This is a genomic window from Colwellia meonggei (assembly GCF_057537295.1).
Window position 1 is genome coordinate 23,745 of sequence record NZ_BAAJLZ010000010.1, and the last position, 23,391, is coordinate 47,135.

A 23,391-nucleotide genomic window follows, 5' to 3' on the forward strand; every position below is an offset into this window, starting at 1 on the left:
ACATTTATTACTGATTAAAGTTGCAAGTCAGTTGTTATGAAAACAAAACGTTACTTACCCTTTAAACACAAAAACTATTTTTTAATGAAATAGGCTAACAGCATGAATAGGCTCATTCAATGGCGTGTAATGTCGTGTAATAATTTTTAAAAGTCGGAATATCAGTTTTCTGAGTACAACAATTAACTATTATGAAATATAGTTAATTAATGTAAGGTCATTCTATTATGTGTTTATTGTCAGTTGGTATTGAATGCCATCGAAATAGAGAAAATTTATGAAATTTCATCTGCTTATTGTTTTACTTTTATCCAGTTTATTTACCCTAAATGACGCGAGTGCCAAAGATGCCGTGCAAAGCGTTGCTAAAGAATTACCCTTATATAGCAAAATTTATAGTGACAAACGTGACCCGTTTAAAGATGCGCAAGCCGCAATTAAGTTGGCACAAGCAACTGATCGCAATGTACTAATTGAAATAGGTGGCACTTGGTGTACTTGGTGCCACAAAATGGATGCGTTTTTAGAAAAAAATCCAAAGGTGTATAAGCAACTGCATGAAAACTATGTGGTATTGAAAATAAGCGTCAGCGACAGTAATGAAAATGAAGCGTTTATGAAGTCATTACCGCCGGTACAAGGCTATCCGCATATGTATGTATCAACGAATACCGGTCGTATGCTGTTATCAAAAGATACTGCCGAATTATTAGATAATTTGGAATATTCCGTGGAATATTGGTCAACATTTTTAAATAAATGGCAGGTTAAAAATAATCAAACGAACGACAGTAGCTCAACCGCAAAAGGTGAAAATAATGCCTCAAGTTAATTCATTTTTTGATAATAATTATCGAACACCTAGCTGGCTGAAAAAAAAGCTTTCACGCCGCAGTGCTTTAAAGTCTGCCGCTGGTGCAACTATGGTAGCGGCGATGCCGATACGCAGTTGGTCAGCAGCGCTTAGCAACAAACTTGACAGTGCTTTAAAAACTGACCCTTGGCTTACTTTAGATGCGGTATTAGCACACTTACTTCCTGAGTCACCAACAGGACCAAGCGCTAAGGAAATTCAAGCAACACAATATTTATATAATGTGGTGTTTCAACAGCCAACAGAAGAATCTGAAATTGAGTTTATTTATAAAGGTGTTGGTTGGTTAAATGGTTTTAGTAATAGCCAATTGAAGAAAAACTTTATTGCGCTAACGTTTGAAGAAAAAGAAACAATCTTACGAGCGATTAGTAAGTCAACCGCTGGCGAGAACTGGTTAAGTAATTTAGTCGGTTATATTTTTGAGGCCATGCTATCACCGCCTAGCTATGGTGGTAACCCCAACGGCATAGGTTGGCAATGGTTAGAACATCAAGCGGGTTTTCCGCTACCACAAGCTGGGCAGCGTTATTATGAGTTGCCGGGGCAACAACCGATCAATTTAAGTGGTCGACGCCCATTTTCAAATAAAACCACCACACAGGTGGTTAGTCATCAGCAATATACCCGCAAGCAAGTAGGAACTCGAAAAGCATGAAATATGATATTTGTATAGTGGGCAGTGGTGCTGGCGCGTCACCTGTTGCATATACCTTGGCAAAAGCTGGCGCAAAAGTGTTAGTACTTGAAAAAGGCGCTTGGTTAACTGAAAAAGAATTCTTTAAAGATGAATTAGCCATTAGTTTACGTGACTCATACAACCCAAAGCTTGAAGATGAACAGCACGTTATTGAAGAAGAGTATGAAACTGATGATGGTGAAAGTTACTGGCAAGGTGAAGCGACTAGTGAGTCAGGCTGGAGCTTTTGGAATGGTCAGGTGGTTGGCGGCTCATCAAACTTTATGAGTGGTTATTTTCACCGCTTAAAGCCGATTGATTTTCGCTTAAAATCTGAATTTGGTGCTATTAAAGGCGCTAATGTTGAAGATTGGCCAATTAGTTATGATGAACTTGAACCCTATTACGCACAAGTTGAGCAAGTTGTAGGTGTTTCGGGCCGTGTTTCAGAACACCCTCATCAAGAGCCACGTTCAACGGACTTTCCGTATCCACCCGTTGCAGAGCATGCAATATCGTCTTGGATAGACGAGGGGGCAAAAGAAATTGGCTATCACGCGGTACCTGTACCACGAGCAATATTGTCGCGACCAGCCATGGGGCGAAATAGCTGTGAATATTCTGGTTATTGCAGTAGTTATGGTTGTTCGTCAGGCGCTAAAGGAAGTGGTCGAGCAGCGTTACTGAATCATGCAGTTGCTACAGGAAACTGCACTATAACACCGCATGCAAAAGTTTATAAAATAGAAACTGATAGCCAAGGCGAAATATCAGGTGTGCTTTATTATGACAAAGCAGGGCGCAAGCAAGTAGCAAAAGCTAAATATTATGTTGTGGCTTGCCAAGCAGTAGAAACATCACGTTTATTGCTGGCGTCGAAGGGCGAAAAGTTCCCTAACGGTATTGCCAATAATAACGGTTTAGTGGGTAAGAATTTAATTTTTAGTGGTGGCGGCACAGGCCGAGGTGATTTCTTTTATAAAGATTTAACCAAAGAGAAACAGGCGCAGTTGAAGCAAGTTGGGCCTTTTATCAATCGTGCTTTACAAGATTGGTATCAAATTGACGACAAAGCTTTTACCGGCTTTAATCGTGACGGCAAAGCTAAAGGCGGCACCATAGATTTCTTATTTTATCAAAACCCTATAGCGCGCGCGCAAGGTACTAAATGGCAGTATGATGAAAACTTAGATAGTGAAAAGCTACTATGGGGTGAAGAACTTAAGCAAAGTATGAAAACGGAATTCACCACTTATAAAACCCTACGTTTTGAAGTGTTTAACGATTGGTTACCAAACGACAATTGCTTTGTTAGTTTAGACGATGAAGTTACAGATAAGTGGGGTGATCCTGTTGCTAAAATACGTATTGGCGCACACAGCCATGACATTGATGTTGGGGAATATTTAGCGGAGAAAGCTGAAAAACTATTGGTGGAAATGGGCGCAACCAATGTTTCATCATCAATAAGCAGCGCACCAGCATCTAACTTAATGGCTGGCGGCTGTCGTTTTGGTGATGACCCTAAAACGTCAGTATTGAACAAAAACTGCCAAGCGCATGAAGTTAATAACCTATTTGTGACAGACGCTTCATTTATGCCAACTGGTGGTAGTGTTCCATACACATTTACCATTTATGCAAATTCATTTCGAGTTGCCGACCATCTTAAACAGCGTTGGCAGCAACGTCGCTGAAACCACGGCTTCTATCTACTACGATCAATACAGGGGATTTGTCATCAACAGTACGTCTATCGCTCATACCATCTTGTTTTCTAGGCTTACGATCATATATCGTCTGGTTGCCTTTAAAGCTCACCATGAAAAACATTTCATCAACTTCGATGACTCCCGCTACTTCTGATGGTTTGGGCTGTGTTGGAGCTTTGAGTAATCTGCATCGCCATCGAAATTTGAACAAAACAAGTATTTACTACTGCGTAAAATGCATAATTCCATTGTATATATTGGATTTATTTGTTTTCTATCGAGACTTTGAATGGAAATACAGAAAACAACCAAAAAAGACTAATTGAATTCAGTATTTAAAAAGCAGTACGCTATCTACTAGCAATTTAGGCGTCAATGATTGCAAAAACGGTATTTATTAGTAAAAGATCTGACACTTTATAAAACCCTATAATTCTATCAACAAAAAATAATAAGCTTCTTGACTTAAAAACGATACTTTTGACGTTTATGAGTTAACGATGAGTTTCTCCTCTTTGTATTATTGAATCGTTCTAAAATGATAATTTAATAACGAGAGGTAAAAATGAGAAAGCAAATATTCGTTTGTTTGTTGTTTTTCATATCTATTCCGGCTTCAGCTGTTAATGATCCTGAAAAGATGCTGAATAACTACTTCAAATCATGGAATAGCCATAATAAAACAAGAATTACTAATTTTTTTGCGCAAGATGCTATTTGGTATGATTTAGCGTCTGATAACGAAATACAAGGTAAAGAGAAAGTCGCGCCTGCAATAATCAATAATTTTATGGGCTATGTCGCGGATATGTATTGGCATAAAAGTGGTGAAGTTTATGTTAGCGGTAATACTGTCATTTATGAGTGGGTCTATGGTGGAACTTTTAATGGTAACTGGGGCGATTTAGCCATTGTGAATAAAGGTTTCTCATTAAAAGGAATAAGTACAACCACGTTTAATGAGCAAGGGAAAATTACGGTACAAAAAGACTTTTATGATATGGATAGCTTTAAGCGAGCATTAGGAGTGTCACTATGAGTGTTACGGTTATTTTAGAAGCACAAGTTAAGCGAGAGAATAAAGCACAATTATTACAACGCTTACGCAATTACTTACCTGAAACTTACGCGTTTAAAGGCTTTATTGATATCACTATTTTTAGTGAGGCGAATACAGAAACTGTACTTTTTATATCCAAATGGCAATCATTTTTTGACTATCAATCTTACTTGCAATGGCGAACAGAAACAGGAGTAATGGCCACATTAGGTGCATTATTGACTTCTGCACCTGTGATACGTCAATTAGAAACGGAAATATCATTTTCTGCGGAGAAGTGTGATGAGTAAAAAATACTTGTTACTGGGGCGAATGGCGAATTTGGACAATTAATTGTAAAAAAATTACTTGCTACAGGTAATGTTGTCATTGCTTCTATGCGTGATATAGACACCAGAAACTTTCAACAGAAGCAGCAGTTAGAATTTTTGGGAGCGCATGTTGTTGAAATTGATGTTACTGATGATAGAAGTGTAGAGAGAGGTGTGCATCTTGCTATTGAACATGCCCAGAACTTGGATGGCGTTATTAATAATGCAGGATTGGGGTGTTATGGTATTCAAGAAAACTTCACTGATCGAGATTGGCAGAAAATATTTGATGTTAACGTGTTTGGTGTTCAAAGGGTTAATCAAGCGATTTTAGAGCACTTTAAAGAGAATAAACAAGGGTTATTATTGCATGTCTCTAGTTTAATTGGGCGAATGGCATTGCCGTACTGGGGGCCATATAGCGCGTCAAAATGGGCGCTAGAAGCACTAGCGGAAACTTACCATATAGAATTGACCCAATTTAATATTGATTCATGTATTGTTGAACCGGGCCCATATGCAACGAGCTTCTTTGAAAACATAGCGTTACCTAGTAAGGGTTGTAAAAATGCTGTCGACGCAGATCAAGAGCAAGAAGCCCGTAAATTATACAATAACTTAACTAATACTTTAGCTTCTTGTGCTACACAAAACGCAGTGGATGTTGCTAATGCGATTGTAAAATTAATAGAAATGCCTACAGGAAATAGACCGTTAAGGACAGTAGTGGACAATTTAGGTATTGGCAAGCATGTTGTTCGCTACAATGAATATCATCAGCAACTAACCTCTGAAGTATTTGAGCAGTTTGGAATCAAAGATATGCTTGGCATCAAGTCTAAAGAATTAATGAATTTTGCTTGAGTATCGTTTATTTCAAATTAGGCATGAATAATTTTATTGTAAAAAACAGATGTCAGGAGAAATGATGATTAATTTCAAAACATTAAGTGTTATTACAGCATTTATATGCGCTGTGTTATGTATGACACTTATGTTTTACCCTGAAATAATATTCTTACTGTTTGGTATTGAACAGAACTTCTCCGCCTTTTTTGTAGGTAGAAGAGCTGCAATGCTATTTTTAGGAATTTCTGTCTGTACATGGCTTGGGAAAAATGTGGCTCACTCACAAGCAAGACAAGCTATATGCATAGGTCTTGCAGTTTCAATGTTTGCTATGGCCGTACTAGGCATTGTGGAGTATTGTAGAGGGTATGTTAGTTCGGGGATTATGTTAGCTGTTTTTACAGAGAGTCTGCTTGCTTTTTTCTATTTTAAAATATGGTTAAGTTGTAAGAATAAGCCAATATTAGAGGGTGAAAAATGAAAACTATATTAGAATATAGTCAGAATAATGTAATGCTAATACCCCATGCTTTGTATGCAATGAGTGATGTAAAGGCATTGATGTTTGATGGAAATTCAGGTGTATTTTATAAAAACCTCAAATATGATTTAGTTGATGTTGAATTTTATACTAACACCCCATGTCTGATATATATTGAAACTGGTTGTGAAACAATTACGACTAGTGATAACAAAGCTTTTGAGCTGTCAGCGCGTACGGCATTTTTTTTACCTCAAGGGATCAATCTACATTCAGATTTTGTAAACAGCACTGGTATTCTTAAGGCATATTTAGTGTTTTTTCCTGATGATGTGATTACACGTTTTATAGGCTCAGTGAAAATAAGAGAAATAAATAAAAATAAATTGTATAACAAGCTAAAAGTTGAATGTGACAGACAAATTGAGGTGTATTTCGATTCTATTCAACTCCTAAACAAGCGTGGTTGTAACTCTCCTGAAATTCTTAAAGTTAAATTACTAGAGTTGTTACATCTGCTGAGTTTATATGACGAGCAATTCTTAGTTTCAGCACTTCAATCAAAGAAAACGTACAACTCGACCAAACGCAACCTTATACGCTTACTAAGTGATGACAATATATTTAAATTGAAAATTAGTGACTTGGCTAGCTTGTCTGGTAGAAGTCTGTCGACATTTACGAGGGATTTCAAATCTCTATATGGCCTTCCACCTAAGCAATGGCTGCAAGATAAAAGGCTAGCTCGTGGTAATGAATTGTTATCGAATACCGAATTAACAGTCACTCATATTGCAGCTGATTTAGGTTATGAAAATGTGTCTCATTTTATTAAGTCTTTCAAAGATAAATACAAAATAACACCGAAGCAGTTTAAGCAAAGCAATTGAGTGAAAATCGATATTTTTAGTAAATTCTGAGTAGTTTTGGTTTTTTATTGTAGTTAAATGGACTTTGTTAATTAATCAATGGAGAAAAAAATGAGTGTACGAGTAACGTTAAATTGCAATGTTAAACATGATCAGCTTGACATGTTATTACCATTCTTAGAACAAAATTTACCAAATGTTAGAGGGTTTGACGGTTGTGTTGGTGTCATCGTCTATTTTGATGATTGTCGTTCTGAAATGTTGCTCGAAGAAGAGTGGTTAAGTACTGAGCAGCATCACGCTTATATTAAACATATTGATAATAATGGCGTTTTAGGTGAATTAGCTCAATTTTTAGAGTCAGCCCCCACCATAAAGTATTTTATAAAAGAAGGAGTTTAAATTTCTTGATTGATGACTGAACATTTTCTTGTTGTCTAGAGAAAATGAAAGTCGGAACGAAAATCAATTCGGATTGTAGTCCAGCTTACTATACAACAGAGAAGTGTCGCATGATACTTCTTTATTTTTCTTGCGCCTTAGGCTCTATTTTCAGGCTTTAATTCGCATGCTATTACAAATAAGAACAATGAATATATTTGCATTTACTATCGGGGCTTTAGTGTCAGTTTTTATTATCTTACGGTTTAAAAAAAGTCGACTAGAAAATAGTAAACTTGCTTACCCTGCATTACTAATCACATTTCCCTTTTACTATTTTGCGTTTGCAGCTTTTGAGGAGAGATCGGTATTAGCACTAGAGTTATTAGTGGCGATAGTTTTTTTTATAATCGCAATATTTTCAATAATGTTCGATGGCCCTTTAAATTATTACCTGTTAGCTTTTGGATTTATATTACATGGAGCATATGATGTCACACATAATTTGTTTTTCGTTAATCCAGGTTCGCCTATTTGGTGGCCAGAATTCTGTGGCGTAATAGATGTAATATTAGGGGGATATTTGGCTATTTGGGCCTTTCGGTCTCGAGTTAACTTTAGCTAGTTTAGGGTTAAAGATAGATAGACCGCAGAATTAAACAGGGATATATTCGATATGAAAACTTTTGGACCACTATTTTTTTTACTACTTTCTGGCTGCTCTGCACACTATACAACCGAGTCATTTATTTACCAAGATAGTCAACCAGAAAAACAACTTAATATCGCGAAAATTCAATCTGAATTAAATGCTGTAGATATTTCGGCTGTTGTGTCATCTGTGAGCCTACAAGCTGAGAATGGCATTACACTTCGAGGCATTAAACTAATGAATAAAGATGCGCTGGTAAATATCGTATTTTTCAGTGCAAATGGAATGAAGATAAGCTCGTCATCAAGAATACTAAATAAATTTTCATTAATACCTGCAAATGTTATTTGGTTTGACTATCAAGGGATGGGAGTCAGCGATAAAAATGAAAAATTATCCATTACTAGCTTACGAAATGACGCCCTACAAGTTTTCGACTTCTCTAAAAGTGCTCTCCCTGCTAATTTACCCATAGTTATCCATGGATTATCCATGGGTTCTGTAGTTGCTAGTTATGTTGCAAGTAGTAAAGAAACAGATGCTTTAATTCTTGATGGCGCTATAACAACTGTGTCAAGGATCGCAGATAATTTGATGCCGGCGTGGTCAAAGCCATTTTATTCAATTACTGTATCACCTGAATTGGAAGAGATTAATAATGTCGATTTTCTTAAGAAATATCGTAAACCACTACTTTTATTAGTTGGGGAAAATGATTCAACAACGCCTGCCAAAGATTCGGAAGAACTCTACAATATATCGCCAAGTAAACTCAAATTTTTATCGATTATTACAAATACTGAACATGCGCAAACGATGAAGAAAGGTGAGACTATAAAAGCATATCAAGACTTTATTAACAGATTGCTTAAATGAGTATATTTAGCCCCAAATCCAATTAATAAACCTCAGAAATATAGACTGTAATAGGGTTGAAAGTACCTAATCCTAGCTATGAAACAGAAGTCGCTTTGTTAAGGAGCAATGAGTATTAAAATTTTAACATTTCTACAAATATTATTAGCGTTGAATCTACTTGTTGGATGCAGCCCAAACCAAACTGTCAAGGAAATTCGCATACGTGGCTTAGCTATTGGCACAGTATATAATATCACCTATCTGCCTCCCGATAAGCCTTTAAAGGTTGATTTGAATAGGCGGTTAGTTGAGTTATTTGAGCGAGCTAACCAAACCATGTCTACTTATCACAGCGCTTCTGAGATATCTAGATTTAATCTATCATCAGGCACCGAGCCCATTGAAGTTTCAAAGACGTTGCGTCAAGTAGTTGCTGAAGGGATTAGATTGCACAAGTTTACCTCAGGAAGCTTAGATATTACATTGAAGCCGTTGTCTTCTTTATGGGGATTTGGCCCTGATGGAGTACCACACACGATACCTACAGATGCGGCATTAGCTGCTGTTCGTAAATTCGTTGGAGTGGAAAAATTAATCATTAATGGTAATGAATTGTCCAAAGCGCACCCATCAATCACAGTTGATCTCAATACAATCGGTAAAGGATATGTCGTCGATTTGGTGGCTGAACTTTTGGAAAGCCTCGCAATTAATAACTATATTGTTGAAATAGGTGGTGAAATGAGAGTAAAAGGACGTAATAGTAAGGGGGCTTTGTGGAGAATAGGCGTACTTAAGCCCGTAAGCAATGAGCACAAGGCGACACTAGAGGTTTATCCTGGCAACAATGGAATGGCGACCGCCGGAGACTATTACCAGTATTTTGAACAAAACGGTAAACGCTTTTCTCATATTATTGATCCAACAACTGGTAAACCAGTCGATCATGACCTGGCCTCTGTTACAGTTATTCACCCCTCATCTATGACTGCAGACGGCTTGTCAACAGGACTTTTAGTTATGGGAGAGAAAAAAGGAATTGAATTTGCTGAAGAGCACCAAATTGCTGTTTACATGATTATTAGAAATGGCGACAAATTTGTTGGCAAAACAAGTACCGCGTTTGATGCGTATTTATCACCCATGTAGATGAAATAATTAAGGTATATCTATGTTATTTAAAAAAATCACTATAAAATTTGTTAAAAATCATTTGGTTTTTACCCTTGATTAATTCTAAATGCCCTTCTTTATATTCTTTCGAATCATAAATTTGGGTTAATATTTTGTCTACTTTATCAATTAATTGACTGGATAATTCTGACTTGCTACAAGCTATCCTTCCAATAACAAGAGGAGCTGTTTTGGGTAAAGAAGTGCTATATAGCTCGGTGTTTTGAGATAGCTTAATTTAATTACAATAAATAACGCTCATTTATAGATTGAAACTTTTTGTCAAGGTATGGTTTTATTTTATGTCAGTATATGGTTTCAAGTGATAGATAAGTACTTGTTTTACCATTGTGGCTTATGTCAGTGCATGGTTTCAGCGACAAGCAAAGCGTAAGTTAGCTGCACAGCTAATTATTTTAAAAAGGCGAACGGTAAAGTTCGCCTTTATTCGTTCTAATCTAGTAGATACCAATACCGACCTCAGGCATAATTCCTATATTAGATAAGTTTAAAAATTTAGGAAATTCTATGATCCACAGTATGACAGCATTCGCCCGCCATGAAGTTAAAGGGGAATGGGGGAATGCAGTATGGGAAATTCGCAGCGTAAACCAACGTTTCCTCGAAACTTACTTTCGTTTACCTGAGCAATTTAGAAGCATAGAGCCAGTGTTACGTGAACGTTTTCGTAAGCAATTAAATCGCGGTAAAGTTGAATGTAATCTGCGCTTTAACGCCAAAGCTGGCGAAAAAAGTAATTTAACAATGAATACCGCACTTGCTGAAAATTTGTTAAAGCATGCAAATTGGATCAACGAGCAAACATTAAATAGTCAAATTAATCCTGTAGAAATTATGCGTTGGCCGGGTGTGATGGAAGCTGAAGAATCGGACATGAATGCCATTCAAGCTGAGATTCTTGCCGGTTTTGATCAAGCATTGAAAGACTTCATCGTAGCGCGAGCAGATGAAGGTGCCAATATGAAATCACTTATTGAACAACGCCTAGACGGTATTGTTGAACAGGCTGAGCTAGTAAAAGGCCATATGCCAGAAGTTATTGCTTGGCAGCGTAAACGTATTACTGACAAGTTTGCTGATGCGAATATTGAACTGGAATCATCACGTGTTGAGCAAGAGCTAGTATTACTTGCACAAAAAATGGATGTTGATGAAGAAATTGACCGCTTATTTAGCCATGTTAAAGAAACGCGCAGCATTTTGAAAAAAGGTGGCGCACAAGGTCGTCGCTTAGACTTCATGATGCAAGAGTTTAATCGTGAAGCGAATACCTTAGGTTCAAAGTCTATTAACGCAGAAATCACCAATTCAGCCGTTGAATTGAAGGTGTTGATTGAACAAATGCGTGAGCAGATCCAAAACATAGAATAATTTTCTACTTAATTCTTCTATTCATAGAAACCACAGTTTAACTTATTGTTAGATTGTGGTTTTTTATGAAAATTGCACGCGAATACATAGTAAAGTGGCATATTGCTTGGTATAACTAGGTTCTTTAAAAAGGATGCCTTCAATATGATCACATTATCCGCCGAGCAGTGCCGCATTATTGGCGTTATGCTAGAAAAAGAAACCACCACGCCAGAGCAATATCCACTTTCTATCAATGGCATTACTACGGGCTGTAATCAAAAAAGTAACCGTGAACCTGTGATGTCGTTGTCAGAAGCTGATATTCAGAACAGTGTTGACGAGCTGGTCAAAATGAACCAGCTAATAATCGACCACAAAGCGTCCGGACGAGTGAGTAAATATTTCCATCGTTTTTGTAATACTGAGTTTGGTAATTTGCAATTTACGCCTCAACAACGAGCCATTATTTGTGTGCTATTGCTACGCGGGCCGCAAACCCCAGGTGAACTTAGAACCCGAACAAATCGTTTAGCAGACTTTGCAGATGTTGGTGAAGTTGAAACAGCTTTAAATCAACTGCAAGATTTAAACAATCAAACACTAGTTAAGAAACTTGAGCGGGAGCCCGGTAAACGTGAATCTCGTTATGTGCATTTATTTTCTAATCTGGATGAGAGCTTTTGTGTTGAAGCTAGCGCTACTCAGACAGTCGCTAATTCTTCAGAAGTCACAACATCTGCAAGTAACATTCAATTAGCACAACGAGTGACAGAGCTAGAAAAACAAGTCGCTTCATTAACTGAACAAGTAGTCTGTTTAACAGAATTGCTAGAAGATAAATGACAATAGGTTTGTTATACCATCGGAAGTGATAGAGAAGTTTGTAAAGTTAAAATATAAGGATGTAGTAATTGAATTATTGGTGGGTTAATCAAAATCAAACTTTTAAAGAAGAATTTCAAGGCAATTATCTATGGTCGCCAAAAAGAAAGTCTAATGGGCAAAAGAATCAATTTTATGAATACATGAAAGGTGTTGTTCCCGGAGACATAGTTTTCTCTTTTGCCGGTACTTTTATAAAAGCGATTGGAGTAATTCAATCTAATGCTTATGCGTCTCCTCAGCCTATTGAGTTTGGCAAAATTGGCGCACAATGGGGAAGCGATGGCTGGAAGGTGGATGTTCATTTTATTCTATTAAACAGTAAAATACGTCCAGCTGATCATATGGAAAAACTCGAGTCAAAACTCCCTAATAAATACTCACCTTTACAATCAACAGGACGTGGTAACCAAGGTGTGTACTTAACTAAAGTACCTGAACTATTAGCTAATGAATTGATCTGGTTAATTGGAATTGAAGCTAGTAACTTAGTTGGTACCCTATTGTCTGTTAATGAAACTACTTCTGAGTATGAATCTAAACCTACGAAGGGGTTGAGTGAATGGGAAGAAGATCTAGAAGACAATGTTAGAAATGACTCCTTAATACCTGAAACGGAAAGGAAGTCGATCATTATGGCTCGTAGAGGGCAAGGTGTATTTAAAAAACGAGTCGCACTCCAAGAGACTCATTGCCGTATAACCGAAGTAAACGAAATCTCTCATTTACGCGCTAGCCAGATAAAACCGTGGCGATATTGTGAAGATCATACCGAAAAACTAAATGGTAATAATGGTTTGCTTCTCACTCCAACCGTTGATCATTTATTTGACCGAGGCTTCATTTCATTTGAAAGTGCTGGAGGGATTCTAGTTTCTCCTGTCGTAGAGTCCTCATTTCTTTCTCGTATGGGAATTAATTTATCGATTAAGAATAATGTTGGTACATTCAATGAAGAACAACAATATTTTTTAGAGTATCATCGAAAAGAAGTTTTCTTGAGTTAACACATATACAGTTCTGTTTTATTGAAATACCCCTTATTGCTGATGCACCAACCCAGTTTCATCATTTTCAAAGCCATGGCATATATAGCCGATTAGTTGGCGCTTTTTCTTCGATATGTGATGGAAATGTTCATAGCCAATAGAAAATGCAAAAGGGTTAGCGTTGTAATCAGCATAAGATTGATCGGCACCGTTTTTAGCTTCACGAACGCCGGCCGCAAATGAACTTAAAAAGTCATCTCGGTTATTAATTAAAATGGTGGTGACGCCAGTGCCACCTTCCACCAACTCTAACGCGCCTAATTCTATGTACTTATCAACAACGGTGTTATTGAAGTAGCCAGAGTATTGCTCGGTTTCAATATCATAACTAACAGAAGAATCGTTTGATGTTTCCATTAATGATACAAATAGCTCTCTAACCTTTTTTGAAATCATAATTCATTCGCTTATATGCTAGGTTAACTGCCAAGTATTTTTAGAGGTAACGACAAAGCATCGTTGCCTGATTGGCCCACCAACCAAATAATACCGCCTAAACCCGCAACTGTTATTACATACCAAATAGCTGAAACAATTTGGGCATAGCGATTAAGGGGCAGTAATTCGCTTAAGTGGCGGCGTTTATATTCAAAAAATATTTCTATACTGCCGATTGCCAGTAAAAAGCCTAATAGTGCTAAGCCAAAGTGGTAACTAATATAAATACCGAATATCGCGCCTAATATGCAAGCCACTAGGCCTAGTTTTGAGTTGATGGAAAAGGCAATGCTTTTCAGCACGTGGCCACCGTCTAATGGTAATATAGGTAATAAATTGAATAAATTAAGTAGCGCATTAAACACTGCAATACCGGCAAGTATTTCGATATCAGTTAGCCAATACCCGACTAAAGCAGCGACCGACAGTATTAGGCCAAAGAAGGGGCCCATGATTGAAATAACAATGTCTTGCCAGCGGGTATTAATTTTGTCGTCACTAAGGGCTAAGCCACCTACGAATGGGATAAGGTAAATGCCTTTGGTTTTTAGGCCAAAATACTTCATGGCTTTGATGTGGCCATATTCGTGAAAAACTAAACAAAGTATCAGGGCAATGGCGAACTCGATGGAGAATAACCAACTATAAGCCGCTAAACTGCCTGCGGCGAATAGTACTTTAATCACTTTGGCACTTTTTAGTAACTTTAAGCCAAGGCCTGCTAAGCCAACAACGCTAAACTTAATCGGTTGTTTTTCTCCTTGCACAACTTGGCGTTGTTCTATGTCTTTTTCATTAAGTGAATTATCAAGTACAAGTTCGTTATTAATTAATAGTTTGAACTGCAGTGCAAAAGGTTGCCATTGTAATGCTCCGCTTAGTTCAATGTGTATTTCACCTTGTTCACTTTGTAAGGAAAATTGGTGTAAAAAAGATTCATTGTTAGCGCTGGCGTTAATTTGTGAAACGCATTGGTTGTCCCAAAAAAGCTCTTGCCACCCTGCCATTGAACCTTCTAGTCGCAATGTTTTGCCTAAACATTCTATTTCTAATAATCGCACTTCTAACCCACTAATGATAAACACGTAATAAAACCTTGCCCGATTATCACTATATTTAGCTTTGCAGCAAGGTTTATTGAAAAATTAGTGACAAGAGTAGCGCCAATTTATTGATTGTCATACCATGTACTTACATTCTATTGATTGAACTTACTTTATGCGTTTTTGTTTACTTATTTTTCTTTTTACCGCGATATCATATGAAAGCTTTTCGCAAACGCATGGTGGTTTTTTTACCCTAGATAACAAACCTAATTTCGGGAAGATGTCAGGCTTTAAAGCTAGCGCATTGTGTGATGTTGCCGATGAAACTCAACACTATTTAATGCAGTCAGCAGCGGATAATTTTGCGGTGCATGCAGGTAAAGTGTTTGATGAAAAAGTTACACTGAAAAGAGTAGAGCAGACGTTGGCTTTTATTTGCAGAACTTATAGAGAAGATGTGCGCGCTAAACGTAATAGTCGCCTACATGATGATGAGTTCTTACGTGATAATTTTGAATTTTATCGTTGGACGCCAGATATTAAAACTGCGCGTGCTATTGCAGAAAAAAGTACCAATGATATTAAATCAAGAATGTTAAATAACATTCCAACGGATAAAATTTTCTTAACTAAGTATTACACTAAACTACTAACTGCGAGTGCCGTAAAAACATCAGATTATAACCAAGCGCTTTATGCTGTGCCTTTCGATGAAAGTGGTTTGACGTTAGATGAGGCTGATAATGATTTATCTTTAACTCGTCACCAGTATACCCGACAGCAAGTTATCGCTGGGGTATTAGAACGGAAGAAATTGGCGAAGCCATTGATATGGTTAACAGAAGAAGCACTTCATGATGTATTGTTACAAGGTACTGGTGTAGTTGATGTTAACGGTGTTCGACGATACTTCAATGTACATCGTAATAACGGTATTGCTTACGACTATGCAATAGGAAAGCGTGAGCAAGCGCGATATTGGTATTTTTCTGAGGTGCCAAGCATTATGGGCTATGGTGAAACACTTGATAGCAAAATAGCAATTCAGCCGCAAGTTTCATTTGCAGGTAACGTAGCGGAATTGGGGCTAGGTAAATTGTTTATGGTGAGCTATGAAACGGCTGGCGAGAACACTTCTCGGTTAGGTATTTTAGCGGATCAAGGTGGCGCTTTTGACAACAATTTATTCCAGCTCGATTTATTAGTTGATAGTTATTATGGCTGGAAAGACTATCATCAAGCGAATAAACAGCTACCTGATTATGCAACTGCTTGGTTAATGCTAGTGAAGTAGTAAATAACCTTTTAGGATGCTACGTCGTAATCAACTTCTTTGGTTTATCGGTCGAAGAGGGTTGATAGTCAAGCGGTGCAGCAATTAGTAACTCTCTAATTTTTGCCTCATTTTCGTCGCGCATAGCATCTTTTAATTGATCGATAATGATAGCAACGTCACTCCAATGCAAAGAGCGCTCGTTGGCGGTTAAAATACGCTGATGGGTGGTTTTTTTGGCGTTGTCGTCTATCAACAGTTCCTCATAGAGTTTTTCGCCAGGACGTAAGCCACTATAATGTATGGCAATGTCACCATTGGGCATAGTGTCATCTTTAATTGTTAGCCCCATCAAGTGAGTCATTTTATAGGCTAAGTCGACAATCTTAACAGGATTACCCATATCTAAAACAAAAACATCGCCACCTGTTCCCATCGCGCCTGCCTGTATAACCAATTGTGCTGCTTCTGGGATGGTCATAAAGTAGCGAATAATGTCTGGGTGAGTAATTGTGATAGGGCCGCCACGCTTAATCTGCTTTTTAAATAATGGTACAACCGAACCCGATGAACCTAATACATTTCCGAAACGCACCATTACAAAACGGGTGTTATGATCTTTCTTGGCAAAGCCCTGTAGTACAAGTTCGGCTAAGCGTTTAGTTGCGCCCATAACATTGGTGGGTCTTACCGCTTTGTCGGTAGAAATGAGGACAAAAGTTTCTACCTCACAGTAAATTGCGGCTTGTGCTATTTCATGAGTACCAAGAACATTATTGGTTACACCAGCAATAACATTGTTTTCTACCATAGGTACATGCTTGTAGGCTGCCGCGTGATATATGGTTTGCACTTTATGCTTATGGAAAATATGCGTCATTAGCATGCCGTTTTGCACATTACCAATTAGTGGTTCTATGTGAAGATCGTTGCTAGTTTCTTTTAGAACTTCGCTGAGCTCTTGGTGGATTTCGTAGAGTAATGCTTCACTAACGTCGAGTAAGATAAGCTCTTTTGGGTTGTTGATAACTATTTGCCGGCACAGCTCTTTGCCAATTGAGCCACCGGCACCAGAAACCATAACAATTTTATCGGTGATATTGGCACTAAGTAACCCGGGGATAGGTTTTACCGGTTTACGCCCTAACAACTGGTCAACAGAAACTTCTCTAAGCTCATCGATACTGCGTTTACCAGAGACAATATCAGATAGGCTAGGTATGGTAAGCAGTTCTAGGGCAAAAGGTTCCAGTTTATCAACAATTTGTTTTAACCGAATAGGATCTACTTTCGGTATAGCAATGAGTACCTTAAATTGACCATACTTTCTTATGAGCTTTTCAATATTTTGATGAGAGTGAATTTTAAGCCCTAATACAGTTCTGCCAACATAGCGCTTTTTCTCATCTAAAAATGCCAGTGGTTGATACTTATTGCCTTGTGATAGCGCGTGAAATAACTGCCTACCAGCACTGCTTGCACCATAAATGACTACACCCTCACGTTCATCAAACCAATGTTTTTTGGTGACCAAGCTAAATAATGCTCGCGCTCCAGCAATTTGAATACTTGCAAGCACAAGGAAAACTATTGGCACAGAACGAGGTACAAAAGCGTCAAAAACGAAACTTGTCAGGTATAAAATTGTGCTGGCGATGATTAACAACAGTTGTACTTTTAAAAATGCTTTGGCGTTGAAAAACCTTACGACAGAATTGTAAACATCAAAAATATAAAATAATGCTAAAGTTGAAGTAACAACGGTAATAAAACCAACATTTTCATGCCATGATATTTGAACGCTATCAACACCTAACCTGATAATATAGGCGAGATAAAATGCGATGCTCAACGCCATCAGATCATAGGCAATAGCCAGCATAAGTTTAACCGAACTCGGTATTAAATCTATTCGTCTTACCATGGGCACACCTTACAACACGTCGTTTTAACGTAAAGTTACACTAACGATCTTTTAGCTTATATTCTTGCAATATATTGTTACATTGTCATTAGTTAATTGCTAACTTAATGTGAATAATCAGTTTTAGGACTTGATGTTGTTAATTTTATCTAACGCTTGCTTTAGTAATTTGCATATTGTCGTCATTTCATCATCTGTAAGAGTTGGATGCACAAGAAACATCAGGCTTATTTCGCCTAATTTTTTAGCATTCATTAAATCTGTTTTTGGTCGAAAACCAGTATTTTCGAATGCTATTTCCTTATACACTTCAGAACAGCTTCCTGAATAACAAGGCACACCGATCTCATTAATGGTATTGATAATATCATCGCGAAAAATGCCTTTAGGAGATTTGTTTTCATCCAACATGACGTAGCACTTATAGTAAGCATGAACAATATACTCAGGGGGCTTTGGTACAACTAACCATGGGTATTGTTGGCAAACTTGAAAAATTTGCTGAGCATTTTTATTACGCTTTTTTGTCCAGTCAGCCATACGTTCAAGCTGAATCCGTCCGATTGCCGACTGCATTTCTGTGAGGCGCCAATTTGTACCGAAACTTTCATGTAGCCAACGATAACCGGGAGGGTGTTGTTTCTCGTAAACAGCAGCATAAGATTTACCGTGGTCTTTATAGGCCCATGCTTTACGCCATAGTAGTTCATCGTTAGTGGTTAGCATGCCACCTTCACCACCTGTGGTCATAATTTTATCTTGGCAAAATGACCAAGCGCCAATATGGCCAATACTACCGACAGAACGTCCTTTATATTTTGTTCCGTGTGCTTGAGCACAATCTTCAATAACAAACAAATCTTTATCTTTGGCTAAACTCATGATGTCGTCCATTTCACAAGGCCAGCCGGCTAAATGAACACAGATGACGGCTTTTGTTTTTTTAGTTAATACTTTTTTGATTGTTTCAGCACTGATATTTTGGCTATCGAGTTCGACATCGGCAAAAATTGGTGTAGCGCCAGCATTGATTATACTACTGATTGAGGCAATAAAAGTTCTGGACGTTACGACAACTTCGTCACCGTTACCTATATCTAAAGCTTGCAGGGCAAGGTCTAATGCTAATGTGCCATTGGCAACAGCAATGGCGTATTGACTATCAGTGTATGCAGCAAATTCCTTCTCAAACTTTCTTCCTTCTTGGCCTGTCCAGTAATTTACCTTGTTTGAATGAAGTACTTTGGTCACCGCTGATGTTTCTTCTTCAGTAAAACTTGGCCATGATGAAAATTGAGTATTTAGCACGTTTATTCCTAATTATTGTTATTTTAGTGGGCGGATAGCTCTGGCAGGCACGCCTAGATAAAGAAAATTGCTTTCAGTATTTTGAGTGATAACTGCTCCGGCGCCAATTTGGCAGTTTTCAGCAATATTGATACATTCAATGATTGAACAGCCTATACCTAACCAAGACATTTTTCCAACATGGACGCCGCCAGCGAGGTTAGCACCAGGAGAAACATGGCTAAATTCGCCTATTTGGCAGTCATGATCTATAGTTGCCGCGGTATTGATAATACAGCCATCAGCTATATTGCTACCGATATTAACCACGGCATTAGCAAATACAACAACGCCTTGTCCAAGCTTACTATTTGAGCTGATAGAAGCCGTTGGATGAACTATAGTAGCAATGCTTACGCTAGCCGCTTGTAATTGTTTTAATATACCTGATCGCAGCGAGTTATTACCTAATGCGACAATAAAGTCAGCTTTATCACTATATTTACTCCAATCACTTATGGGTCCTTTAATTTCCCATACAGCATTATTTTTGCGTTCAATAACACTATCGTCAAGAAAGAATATTTTATTATACTGGTCAGTTTGCTCTGCGCAATCAGCGATAACTCGGCCATGACCACCTGCGCCAACAATTATTAATGTTTTAAATTTCTTCATTCGTTACCCGTGAACTTGCGCATGGTTGCTTCTCCATTGGCATTAATATCAGCCTGTGTGAATACTTTCTTAACCGTTAAGAAAAGTATTTTGATATCTAACCATAAAGATTGATTATCGACATACCAAATATCTAATTCAAACTTTTCTTGCCAGCTTATGGCATTACGTCCGTTAACTTGTGCCCAGCCTGTAATGCCCGGTTTTACTTCGTGCCTACGAGCTTGTTCTTTTGAGTAAAGAGGTAAATATTCAACTAATAACGGTCTTGGTCCAACCAAGCTCATATCACCCTTTAATACTGACCATAGACTTGGAAGCTCATCCAAACTAGAGCTTCTTAATTTTCGACCAAAGTGAGTGAGGCGTTCAGCATCATTTAATACTTGTCCTTGTGGTGTTAAGTCATCTTTCATCGAGCGGAACTTTATTAATGAGAATACTTGTTTATTTAATCCAGGACGTGGTTGTTGAAATAAAATGGGAGATCCTAACTCTTGCTTTACTCGATACGAAATCACCAGAATGATAGGTGATAGTAAAATAAGTGATGTAAAGGAGATAATAATATCAAATAGCCTTTTCATTAATTCCTCCTAACACTTCCTTTTCCCACAATAGGGCAAGTTTAGCGCGATCAAATTCTTTAGCCAGTTTTGAAGCGTTCTGACCAAAGGGTGCAATTTGCTCTTTATTCTGGCTTAAAGAAACTAGGGCTTCAGCAAATAAATTAGGATTTTCAGGTGGTACTACAAGGCCACACTGATGGTTTGAAATCATGTCTGCAACCCAGCCAGGATAATTGTTAATTACGGGTAAACCTGATGCAATGTAATCAAAAAATTTATTCGGAGATGTACCGTAATAAAAGGCTGGGGTGTTTGTGAGTACTTGTAATCCGACATCAGCGCTATGCATTAATTGAGATAATTTTTCCTTATTTACAGGCTCAAGGAAAATTACATTTGTTAATTCTAGTTCTTTCGCTCTACGAATTAAATTTGGCTTCTCTCTTCCCTGACCCACCAAAACAATTTTAATATTTTCAATGTTTTTATTGTGCAGGACTTTCGCCATATCAAGTACAGCATCTAATCCATTTGCTTTACCATGGGTACCAGCAAATAGTGCCATAATGTCTGTACCATTTACACCATTAGGTCTGTATGAACATTTTGGTGAAGAAAATAGGCCTAAATCACAGCCATTTGGTATTAACGCTATTTTTTTAGCGTTAGACGTACGAGATTTTATACCGTCGACTATTCCAGGAGATAGGCCAATACACCTATCTGCTGTATTGTATGAAAGCCACTCAAGCCACGACATTAATGTCAGTATTATAGGGTTTTTGATTACGCCCATTGCTTTGGGAAGTTCAGGCCATAAATCTCGTACTTCAAAAACAAAGGTTTTTCTACGAAGCAATTTGGCAAAAATGCCTGGGATACCTGCAGTTAAAGGTGTTGTTGTAGCAAAAACAATATCGTACTTTTCGGTGAGTGCTAGATATATACTTTTAGCTGCGTACTTAATGAATACAAGACTGCGCGAAAGAAATCTATCTGAATTAGAGTAAGCCAAATCAAACTCTATAATGTGTATTCCGTCCGTATAGCCTTTTCTGACGCCACGAGTGAAGTTATTGCTTAAACCTGTTTGTCCGCCGTCATAACTGCCACAAACCATGGTGACATGGTGGCCACTGTTGACCAAACGCTTAGCCATTTCGTAAGAGCGAATGCCCGTAGCCCCTTTTGGGGTTGAAAAATGCTGGTGAAAGTACAGAATTCTCATTGCTTATAATTATATTCCGTAGTAATTGTGCCTGGTTCATTAATTTCGATTTCTAATACGGGAAGTGAACTTTTTTGGAAGTAATAAATCGATTCGATACCACTAGTCATTTCTATTCTTTTTATTTTTACGCTGGATTGAATTGTTATGCAATGAAAATCATCAGAAATTTTATTACCTGTTACCCTCCATTGGCCTGGCTTTAGTCGCCAGCGAAGTATTGCCGTTTTTTTAAATCCAGAAACAGTATCCGTAATCTTCAAATGGGTATCTGTCAGTGCCAATGACCTTTCATGTGTACAACCCAAGTAATCACTGTAAGTTGCTGAAAAATTTTTTAGGGATTCACTAAAGTTGAATGACTTTTTACTGGTTTTCAGCCAATGCGATAACAAAAACCTGCTAATTCGGGGCATTTGTTCATGATTATCAAACTCGATAGTATTGTGTGATTCTACACCATTAAAATATCTTGTTGTCTCTTCTGAGTGGTTGTAACTATATGTACCTGCATCTCGAAGTAAATTTTCGCCGTCTAACCAAAAGTCAATATGTAGAGCGTCATTCTGATGAGGCCTAAATCTATAACGAGGGTAATTAATCAGTGCAAATGCTTCTGAGTGTATCAACACACCGTAGCCACCATCAGAGAAGTCTTTTGAAGTGGGGAGAGCTAACTGTTGTTCTGGAGTTGCAATATTTAGCCAGTTTAATGGTGCATTCCATTGCTCGTTTTTATCGTATGCACGTTGATGTAGAAATAAAGCGCATGAAAGCTGGATACATGGTCTGAAATCTCTGTAATTAGCATTGGTTAATGGCAATAGCCGTGCACCATCATTTGAACCTAGGTTAGGTGCAGCGCCTGTCGACGATTGTGTCATTGAATATAGCCAAAAAGTCGCTAGTTTAAGTTTTCTGTATAGCGAACAGTGTAAATTTGGCAGTTTTAAATGCCTGCGCCACGCTTCAACCATTGAGTAGCTGTCGAGCATTACTCGATGATATGTCATAGAGTATTGGCTAAAACTACCGTCATCAGCTATTAAGCGATTCGCTCTATTGACTAACCATTTTTCACCAAGTACTTGCCATTTATGCCCTGTTTTACATCCTTGCTGTGCTAACCAACTCCCGCCAATATATAGCGCTGCAGCTTCTGAGGTGCCGTGATTGTTATCTTGTGCAAGGCCGTATAACAGTGTTGAAGATATTCGCTGTAAATGGACGTAAATAAACTTACGAGATGAAGCAGAGCAGTCACTTGCCTGATCTAATATTAGTGCCGCCATAGCGAAATGCATGAGACGTATAGATGCTTCTTGTCCACACTTCCAATTAGCGCCCATCTCCGTAGGGTTATTACTTACCCAGTCGTTTAGCCATAGGTTAAGCTTGTTTAGACTATCAGAGTTACCAACAGCCGCTTGTTGGGCTAGTGCTATTGCCCAATCAAAACGTGATGTTTCCCACACACCTTTGATGTCGCCTTGACGTTGATCAAAGTCAGAAATGTCATACCATGGAGTATACTGGCTATCTAACTCTACCCCATTGAGTATGTTGCTATGCCAGTTAGGGGGGCTGATTTCTTGTTTATTCAAATAACTAAAATATATATGGTCATTTTGCCAATGGGTGTTAAGCACAGACCATGACTTCTTGACATTGATGGTGTTAAAAAATACACCATTCTCCATCTGTAAATACTCCGGCTGTAGAGTACTTTTTTTAAATTTTAATA

At 37.9% G+C, this 23,391-nt stretch carries 24 protein-coding genes and 1 pseudogene; 16 read left to right on the top strand and 9 right to left on the bottom strand.

Annotation, left to right across the window (positions count from 1 at the left end; genetic code table 11):
• Positions 1–277: 277 nt before the first annotated feature.
• The 3 genes from AC27E9_RS17505 to AC27E9_RS17515 are packed head-to-tail and all read left to right on the top strand — an operon-like array spanning position 278 to position 3,250.
• Complete coding sequence (locus tag AC27E9_RS17505) at positions 278–832, top strand: thioredoxin family protein (RefSeq protein ID WP_487132413.1); 555 nt, start codon at positions 278–280, stop codon at positions 830–832.
• Positions 819–1,532 carry a gluconate 2-dehydrogenase subunit 3 family protein gene (locus AC27E9_RS17510; RefSeq protein WP_487132415.1) on the top strand — a complete coding sequence of 238 codons (714 nt, stop codon included), beginning with the start codon at positions 819–821 and terminating at the stop codon, positions 1,530–1,532. Before AC27E9_RS17505 ends, AC27E9_RS17510 begins: the two co-directional genes overlap by 14 nt.
• Complete coding sequence (locus AC27E9_RS17515) at positions 1,529–3,250, top strand: GMC family oxidoreductase (RefSeq protein WP_487132417.1); 1,722 nt, start codon at positions 1,529–1,531, stop codon at positions 3,248–3,250. The genes AC27E9_RS17510 and AC27E9_RS17515 overlap by 4 nt, the downstream gene beginning before the upstream one ends.
• Here AC27E9_RS17515 and AC27E9_RS17520 read toward each other — a convergent pair.
• A pseudogene (locus AC27E9_RS17520) lies at positions 3,243–3,467 on the bottom strand (IS1595 family transposase); the annotation flags it as partial. The gene AC27E9_RS17515 and the pseudogene AC27E9_RS17520 overlap by 8 nt on opposite strands.
• A 363-nt stretch (positions 3,468–3,830) precedes the next feature.
• Between AC27E9_RS17520 and AC27E9_RS17525 the strand changes: the two are divergent.
• The 12 genes from AC27E9_RS17525 to AC27E9_RS17580 all read left to right on the top strand — a co-directional run bounded on the left by AC27E9_RS17525 (position 3,831) and on the right by AC27E9_RS17580 (position 13,162).
• Positions 3,831–4,304: a nuclear transport factor 2 family protein gene (locus tag AC27E9_RS17525; RefSeq protein ID WP_487132418.1), complete on the top strand. Its 474-nt coding sequence runs from the start codon at positions 3,831–3,833 to the stop codon at positions 4,302–4,304.
• The gene (locus AC27E9_RS17530) at positions 4,301–4,615 is read left to right on the top strand and encodes a putative quinol monooxygenase (protein WP_487132420.1); all 315 of its coding nucleotides are present in this window, start codon (positions 4,301–4,303) and stop codon (positions 4,613–4,615) included. The genes AC27E9_RS17525 and AC27E9_RS17530 overlap by 4 nt, the downstream gene beginning before the upstream one ends.
• Positions 4,616–4,618: 3 nt before the next feature.
• Positions 4,619–5,500, top strand: a complete 882-nt coding sequence (locus AC27E9_RS17535; RefSeq protein ID WP_487132532.1) for an SDR family oxidoreductase — start codon at positions 4,619–4,621, stop codon at positions 5,498–5,500.
• A gap of 49 nt (positions 5,501–5,549) precedes the next feature.
• A complete protein-coding gene (locus AC27E9_RS17540; protein WP_487132422.1) occupies positions 5,550–5,966 on the top strand; it encodes a hypothetical protein in 417 nt (138 codons plus the stop codon).
• Positions 5,963–6,856, top strand: coding sequence for a helix-turn-helix domain-containing protein (locus AC27E9_RS17545; RefSeq protein ID WP_487132424.1), 894 nt, complete (start codon positions 5,963–5,965; stop codon positions 6,854–6,856). Before AC27E9_RS17540 ends, AC27E9_RS17545 begins: the two co-directional genes overlap by 4 nt.
• A 90-nt stretch (positions 6,857–6,946) precedes the next feature.
• Positions 6,947–7,237: a hypothetical protein gene (locus tag AC27E9_RS17550; protein WP_487132426.1), complete on the top strand. Its 291-nt coding sequence runs from the start codon at positions 6,947–6,949 to the stop codon at positions 7,235–7,237.
• Positions 7,238–7,424: 187 nt separating this feature from the next.
• Positions 7,425–7,841, top strand: coding sequence for a hypothetical protein (locus tag AC27E9_RS17555; RefSeq protein ID WP_487132428.1), 417 nt, complete (start codon positions 7,425–7,427; stop codon positions 7,839–7,841).
• A 51-nt stretch (positions 7,842–7,892) separates the two neighbouring features.
• A complete protein-coding gene (locus tag AC27E9_RS17560) occupies positions 7,893–8,744 on the top strand; it encodes an alpha/beta hydrolase (protein ID WP_487132430.1) in 852 nt (283 codons plus the stop codon).
• A gap of 108 nt (positions 8,745–8,852) precedes the next feature.
• Complete coding sequence (locus AC27E9_RS17565) at positions 8,853–9,875, top strand: FAD:protein FMN transferase (protein WP_487132431.1); 1,023 nt, start codon at positions 8,853–8,855, stop codon at positions 9,873–9,875.
• Between the two features lie 552 nt (positions 9,876–10,427).
• Positions 10,428–11,291 carry a YicC/YloC family endoribonuclease gene (locus AC27E9_RS17570; protein ID WP_487132433.1) on the top strand — a complete coding sequence of 288 codons (864 nt, stop codon included), beginning with the start codon at positions 10,428–10,430 and terminating at the stop codon, positions 11,289–11,291.
• A gap of 144 nt (positions 11,292–11,435) precedes the next feature.
• Positions 11,436–12,116 (top strand): YceH family protein, encoded by a 681-nt coding sequence (locus AC27E9_RS17575; RefSeq protein WP_487132435.1) that lies wholly within the window; start codon positions 11,436–11,438, stop codon positions 12,114–12,116.
• A 68-nt stretch (positions 12,117–12,184) separates the two neighbouring features.
• Entirely contained in the window at positions 12,185–13,162 is a 978-nt protein-coding gene (locus tag AC27E9_RS17580) for an HNH endonuclease (RefSeq protein ID WP_487132437.1), read from the top strand.
• A 33-nt stretch (positions 13,163–13,195) separates the two neighbouring features.
• On the opposite strand, the gene AC27E9_RS17585 is transcribed toward AC27E9_RS17580, so the two are convergent.
• Positions 13,196–13,600: a hypothetical protein gene (locus AC27E9_RS17585; RefSeq protein ID WP_487132439.1), complete on the bottom strand. Its 405-nt coding sequence runs from the start codon at positions 13,598–13,600 to the stop codon at positions 13,196–13,198.
• Positions 13,601–13,623: 23 nt separating this feature from the next.
• Positions 13,624–14,703, bottom strand: a complete 1,080-nt coding sequence (locus tag AC27E9_RS17590) for a metalloprotease (protein ID WP_487132534.1) — start codon at positions 14,701–14,703, stop codon at positions 13,624–13,626.
• A gap of 157 nt (positions 14,704–14,860) precedes the next feature.
• On the opposite strand from AC27E9_RS17590, the gene AC27E9_RS17595 reads away from it, so the two are divergent.
• Positions 14,861–15,982, top strand: a complete 1,122-nt coding sequence (locus tag AC27E9_RS17595) for an acetate--CoA ligase (RefSeq protein ID WP_487132441.1) — start codon at positions 14,861–14,863, stop codon at positions 15,980–15,982.
• Positions 15,983–16,001: 19 nt separating this feature from the next.
• Here the strand turns inward: AC27E9_RS17595 and AC27E9_RS17600 are convergent, their stop codons facing one another.
• From AC27E9_RS17600 to AC27E9_RS17625, 6 genes are all read right to left on the bottom strand, one after another.
• Positions 16,002–17,885 carry a polysaccharide biosynthesis protein gene (locus AC27E9_RS17600; RefSeq protein WP_487132443.1) on the bottom strand — a complete coding sequence of 628 codons (1,884 nt, stop codon included), beginning with the start codon at positions 17,883–17,885 and terminating at the stop codon, positions 16,002–16,004.
• A 123-nt stretch (positions 17,886–18,008) separates the two neighbouring features.
• Complete coding sequence (locus AC27E9_RS17605; protein WP_487132445.1) at positions 18,009–19,193, bottom strand: DegT/DnrJ/EryC1/StrS family aminotransferase; 1,185 nt, start codon at positions 19,191–19,193, stop codon at positions 18,009–18,011.
• An 18-nt stretch (positions 19,194–19,211) separates the two neighbouring features.
• Entirely contained in the window at positions 19,212–19,850 is a 639-nt protein-coding gene (locus AC27E9_RS17610; protein WP_487132447.1) for an acetyltransferase, read from the bottom strand.
• A complete protein-coding gene (locus tag AC27E9_RS17615) occupies positions 19,847–20,437 on the bottom strand; it encodes a sugar transferase (RefSeq protein ID WP_487132449.1) in 591 nt (196 codons plus the stop codon). Before AC27E9_RS17615 ends, AC27E9_RS17610 begins: the two co-directional genes overlap by 4 nt.
• Positions 20,421–21,647 (bottom strand): glycosyltransferase family 4 protein, encoded by a 1,227-nt coding sequence (locus AC27E9_RS17620; RefSeq protein ID WP_487132451.1) that lies wholly within the window; start codon positions 21,645–21,647, stop codon positions 20,421–20,423. Before AC27E9_RS17620 ends, AC27E9_RS17615 begins: the two co-directional genes overlap by 17 nt.
• Positions 21,644–23,347, bottom strand: a complete 1,704-nt coding sequence (locus tag AC27E9_RS17625; RefSeq protein ID WP_487132453.1) for a heparinase II/III family protein — start codon at positions 23,345–23,347, stop codon at positions 21,644–21,646. Before AC27E9_RS17625 ends, AC27E9_RS17620 begins: the two co-directional genes overlap by 4 nt.
• Positions 23,348–23,391: the final 44 nt, after the last annotated feature.

Coding starts and splice junctions, on each gene's coding strand:
- AC27E9_RS17505 (WP_487132413.1), top strand. CDS start 278: ATGAAATTTCATCTGCTTATTGTTTTACTTTTATCCAGTTTATTTACC.
- AC27E9_RS17510 (WP_487132415.1), top strand. CDS start 819: ATGCCTCAAGTTAATTCATTTTTTGATAATAATTATCGAACACCTAGC.
- AC27E9_RS17515 (WP_487132417.1), top strand. CDS start 1,529: ATGAAATATGATATTTGTATAGTGGGCAGTGGTGCTGGCGCGTCACCT.
- AC27E9_RS17525 (WP_487132418.1), top strand. CDS start 3,831: ATGAGAAAGCAAATATTCGTTTGTTTGTTGTTTTTCATATCTATTCCG.
- AC27E9_RS17530 (WP_487132420.1), top strand. CDS start 4,301: ATGAGTGTTACGGTTATTTTAGAAGCACAAGTTAAGCGAGAGAATAAA.
- AC27E9_RS17540 (WP_487132422.1), top strand. CDS start 5,550: ATGTCAGGAGAAATGATGATTAATTTCAAAACATTAAGTGTTATTACA.
- AC27E9_RS17545 (WP_487132424.1), top strand. CDS start 5,963: ATGAAAACTATATTAGAATATAGTCAGAATAATGTAATGCTAATACCC.
- AC27E9_RS17550 (WP_487132426.1), top strand. CDS start 6,947: ATGAGTGTACGAGTAACGTTAAATTGCAATGTTAAACATGATCAGCTT.
- AC27E9_RS17555 (WP_487132428.1), top strand. CDS start 7,425: ATGAATATATTTGCATTTACTATCGGGGCTTTAGTGTCAGTTTTTATT.
- AC27E9_RS17560 (WP_487132430.1), top strand. CDS start 7,893: ATGAAAACTTTTGGACCACTATTTTTTTTACTACTTTCTGGCTGCTCT.
- AC27E9_RS17565 (WP_487132431.1), top strand. CDS start 8,853: ATGAGTATTAAAATTTTAACATTTCTACAAATATTATTAGCGTTGAAT.
- AC27E9_RS17570 (WP_487132433.1), top strand. CDS start 10,428: ATGATCCACAGTATGACAGCATTCGCCCGCCATGAAGTTAAAGGGGAA.
- AC27E9_RS17575 (WP_487132435.1), top strand. CDS start 11,436: ATGATCACATTATCCGCCGAGCAGTGCCGCATTATTGGCGTTATGCTA.
- AC27E9_RS17585 (WP_487132439.1), bottom strand. CDS start 13,600: ATGATTTCAAAAAAGGTTAGAGAGCTATTTGTATCATTAATGGAAACA.
- AC27E9_RS17595 (WP_487132441.1), top strand. CDS start 14,861: ATGCGTTTTTGTTTACTTATTTTTCTTTTTACCGCGATATCATATGAA.
- AC27E9_RS17600 (WP_487132443.1), bottom strand. CDS start 17,885: ATGGTAAGACGAATAGATTTAATACCGAGTTCGGTTAAACTTATGCTG.
- AC27E9_RS17610 (WP_487132447.1), bottom strand. CDS start 19,850: ATGAAGAAATTTAAAACATTAATAATTGTTGGCGCAGGTGGTCATGGC.
- AC27E9_RS17615 (WP_487132449.1), bottom strand. CDS start 20,437: ATGAAAAGGCTATTTGATATTATTATCTCCTTTACATCACTTATTTTA.
- AC27E9_RS17620 (WP_487132451.1), bottom strand. CDS start 21,647: ATGAGAATTCTGTACTTTCACCAGCATTTTTCAACCCCAAAAGGGGCT.
- AC27E9_RS17625 (WP_487132453.1), bottom strand. CDS start 23,347: ATGGAGAATGGTGTATTTTTTAACACCATCAATGTCAAGAAGTCATGG.